Origin of the sequence: Streptomyces prasinopilosus (assembly GCF_001419695.1) — a bacterium.
GTDB classification, from domain to species: domain Bacteria; phylum Actinomycetota; class Actinomycetes; order Streptomycetales; family Streptomycetaceae; genus Streptomyces; species Streptomyces prasinopilosus.
The window spans coordinates 1-3,668 of the sequence record NZ_LIRG01000706.1 but is presented as its reverse complement, the minus strand read 5'-3'; the positions used below and the strand labels follow the sequence as shown (position 1 = coordinate 3,668).

Annotated in this window: 3 protein-coding genes; 2 read left to right on the top strand and 1 reads right to left on the bottom strand. The window is 72.8% G+C overall.

What is annotated here, in order from left to right:
* Window positions 1-1,135, bottom strand: a 1,135-nt coding sequence (locus AOK18_RS24920) for a DUF6716 putative glycosyltransferase (protein ID WP_079105160.1), incomplete at its 3' end; no start/stop codon positions are given.
* 198 nt (window positions 1,136-1,333) lie between these two features.
* On the opposite strand from AOK18_RS24920, the gene AOK18_RS24915 reads away from it, so the two are divergent.
* Window positions 1,334-2,314 (top strand): glycosyltransferase family 2 protein, encoded by a 981-nt coding sequence (locus AOK18_RS24915; protein WP_055574002.1) that lies wholly within the window; start codon window positions 1,334-1,336, stop codon window positions 2,312-2,314.
* Window positions 2,311-3,648, top strand: a complete 1,338-nt coding sequence (locus tag AOK18_RS24910) for an alpha-2,8-polysialyltransferase family protein (protein ID WP_055574003.1) — start codon at window positions 2,311-2,313, stop codon at window positions 3,646-3,648. The genes AOK18_RS24915 and AOK18_RS24910 overlap by 4 nt, the downstream gene beginning before the upstream one ends.
* Window positions 3,649-3,668 lie beyond the last annotated feature (20 nt).

Here is a 3,668-nt window from a genome sequence, read left to right as displayed (position 1 = left end):
CCAGGGCGTGGCCGCCGGGGCGGGCGAGCAGTTCGGCGATGCGTGCCCGGGCCGTGTCGAAGGCCCTGTCGTACGCCACTCCCCCGGCGGCCACGCCCTGGCGGGCCACCCACTCCTCGTCCGGCACGGGCCGGTGGCCGGCGTCGAGCTGGTCCCAGGAGGCGAGGCAGCCGGAGCCGACGAAGTGGTGGTTGCCGAGCGCCTCGCGCACGCCGAGGTCGGTGAGGACCGCGGTGGGGATGCGGCGGTGCAGGGCCTCCAGGGCGGCCGTGGAACTCACCGTGACCAGCAGGTCGGTGCGGTCCAGGACCTCGCCCATGTGCCCGTACACCAGGCGGAGGTTGGCCGGCGGGTCGAGGCGCTGGATTAGTTTCTGGTAGGGCAGTTCCTCGATGTGCGTGGTGTGCTCGCCCGGCTTGGAGCGCAGTTTGAGCAGGACCTCGCGCTCGGGGTGCCGGCGGGCGTGCCCGACCAGCCGGTTCAGCAGGTAGGTGCGGTCCCGGCGGTTCTCCGGCACGGAGGGCTGGGCGGCGAAGACGACCGTGTGGGGCCTGCCGCCCGGTTCCGCGGACGGGCCGGGCCCGCCGTCGTAGGCGGCCCCGCCGAGGAACGGCAGCGCGACCTCCGTCACCGAGCCGGCGTCGGCGCCCACGCCTTCGTACACGGCGCGGAAACGGTCCGCGTCCTGACGGGAGTTGGCGAGGACGAGGTCGGCCCCGTGGCGCAGCAGCAGGCCGTCGGCGAGCTTCTCGTAGACGACACCCACGTATCCGGTGACGACGACGGGCCGCTTCCGCCGGCCGGTCCCGCCGTCCTCCCAGACCCGCCCGAGGCCGTGCAGCACCGCCTGCACCCCGCCGCCGACCAGCGCGAGGACCAGGACGTCGTACGGCTCCTCGCGCACGGCGTGCAGGAACTGGACCGCGGTCACCTCGTGGAGGGCGTCCGCCCGGACGCCGACCTCGTCGAGCTGACGGGCGGTGGGAGTCGCACGGCCCCGCAGGAGATAACCGTCCAGACGGATGTCCGAATTCTCCGGGGCCATGCGGTTCGCGGTGAGCGCGCCCCATTTCCACCGGGTGTCGGAATCCGCGAGAACGGCGACTCGCAGGGACTTCGTTGCACTTACTGGCACGAGGAAGACGCTAGAAAGCAATTCCCAGGAACGGCCCAACCCGAATCCAACAAATGGTTAACAGCAGATCGCCGAATGGGGATTCCGGCCGCCCGCCGTCCGGAAGAATGTTCGCTTCACCGCTTCGCCACGCGTCGTTCACTCCGCATCAAGGTCCAGGTAAAGACGAATGGCGGGCCGCCCCCTAACGTCGACGACGTGCTCAAGCTCTCCGTCATCGTGCCGTTCTACAACGTGCGCCGATACGTCCCCGATGCCCTGCGAAGTCTGCGCGCCAATGCGCGGGACGACTTCGAATTCATTCTCGTCGACGACTGCTCGACCGACGGGACCGCGGACCTCCTCGCGCGTGCCGAACACGAACTGCCGGGGGCGGTGCTGGTCCGCCACGAGAGGAACGGCGGCCTGGCGACCGCCCGCAACACCGGCATCGACCGGGCCCGCGGCGAGTACCTGACCTTCCTCGACGGCGACGACTGGCTGGCGCCCGGCTACTACGCGGAACTGGTGGCCGCGATCGAGGGGCTGGACTGCGACTTCGTCCGCACCGACCACGTGCAGTGCACCGCGCGGGCCCGTGCCGTCCACCGCGTCCCGCACGGCCGGCGCAACGTCGTACTGGACCCGCGCGACGCGATCCTCCCCGCCCACCGGACCACCTCCGTCGACTACGCCTACGCCTGGGCGGGCGTCTACCACCGCAGGCTCGTCGAGCGCGGCGTGCTGCACTTCACCGACGGGCTGCGCACCGCCGAGGACCGGCCCTGGATCTGGAAGCTGCACCGGGAGGCGGAGTCCTTCGCGGTGACCGGTCTGCTCGGCGTCTTCTACCGGCGCGGGGTCTCCTCGTCGCTCACCCAGATCGGGGACGTCCGGCAGCTCGACTTCATCCGCGCGTTCGACCAGGTGATCGAGGAGACCGCGCGGGACGCCGATGCGGCGGCCCTGCTGCCGAAGGCCGTGCGCACGTACTGCGCCATCATCTCCCACCACCTGGGGACCGCCGAACGGTTCGAACCCCCCGTGGCGCGACGGCTGAGGGCGATGAGCACCGCCGCACTGCGGCGCATGCCGCAGGACGTCCTCGACGAGGCGCTCGGCTCGATGGACGCCGAGCGGGCCGGCCGGCTGCGCCGGCTGCGCCGCCGCCCCGTGACGGCCGCGGGGGTGGCCGCGTGACCACGCAGATCTTCATGGCGTCGACCCTGTACGGCACGGCCACGCTCGCCGCCGCCCTGGACTCCGGCTGCTTCGCGCCGGCCGGCCGGCGGATCCTGCTGGTCTCCAACAACGCGGCGACGCCCGAGACGACGCCCGCCGTCGACGCGATGCCCGGGTTCGAGCGGCTGCGGTCCCGGTTCGACGACGTGGTGTCGTGGAACGAGGCCGTCTTCCCGTTCCACCCCGGCGGCTGGGCGCCGCGCGTGGAGGACGTGCCGATGTGGGAGCGCTACCTGCGGCTGCTCTGGAACCTGGGCGACGACGACGTGGCGCTCGCCGTGGAGTCCCTCCAGGTCCACCCGGCCCTCGGGGTGGCGCAGATCTTCACCGACGCGCCCCTCACGGTCTACGCGGACGGCCTGATGAGCTACGGCCCCACCCGCAACAAGCTCGACCCGCTGGTCGGCACCCGGGTGGAGCGGCTGCTCCACCTCGACCTGGTGCCGGGGCTCGAACCGCTGCTGCTCACCGAGTTCGGGGTGGTGCCGGAGGTGGTGGCGACCCCGGCGTTCACCGGGGTGCTGGCCGAACTGGCCGGCACCGGCGGCGGCCTGCCGGAGGTGACGGAGCCCGCGCTGCTGCTGGGCCAGTACCTGTCCGCGCTGGACATCCTCTCCGCCGAGGAGGAGGAGGACCTCCACGTGCGGATGCTGAGGGGCGCGGTGGGGCTGGGGCACGGCCGCGTGGTGTTCAAGCCGCACCCCACGGCCCCGGCGCGTTTCACCCGCACCCTGGAGGAGGAGGCCGAGCGGCTCGGCGTCGACCTCACGGTGGTGGACACCCCGGTGCTGGCCGAGGTGCTGTACCAGCGGATGCGTCCGGCCCTGGTCGTCGGCTGCTTCTCCACCGCCCTGCTGACCGCGTCCGCCCTGTACGGACTGCCGGTCGCCCGGGTCGGCACCGAGATCCTGCTGGACCGGCTGACGCCGTTCGAGAACAGCAACCGCGTCCCGGTCACCATCGTCGACGCGCTGCTGCCGGACCCGTCGGACGGGGCGGCGGTCGCCGGGGGGCGCGGGCGCATGGACACCGAAGCGCTCGGCGACCTCGTACGGGCCGTCGGGTTCGCGATGCAGCCGAGGATCCTGCCGGACCTGCGGCCCGGGGCCGAGCGCTACCTGGCGACGCGGCTGGACGACGGCACCCGGCGCTACTTCAAGAAGAAGCGGCTGACGTCCCTCGGGCTGCCCGGCGGAGTGCCGTCCCAGCTGGGGTTCCTGCCGCGCAACGCCACGGTCCGGAAGGTCGCGCGCAGGGCGCGCAGGCTGCGCCGGGCGGTGGCCCGCCGCTGAGCACACGGGCCCCCGCCCGG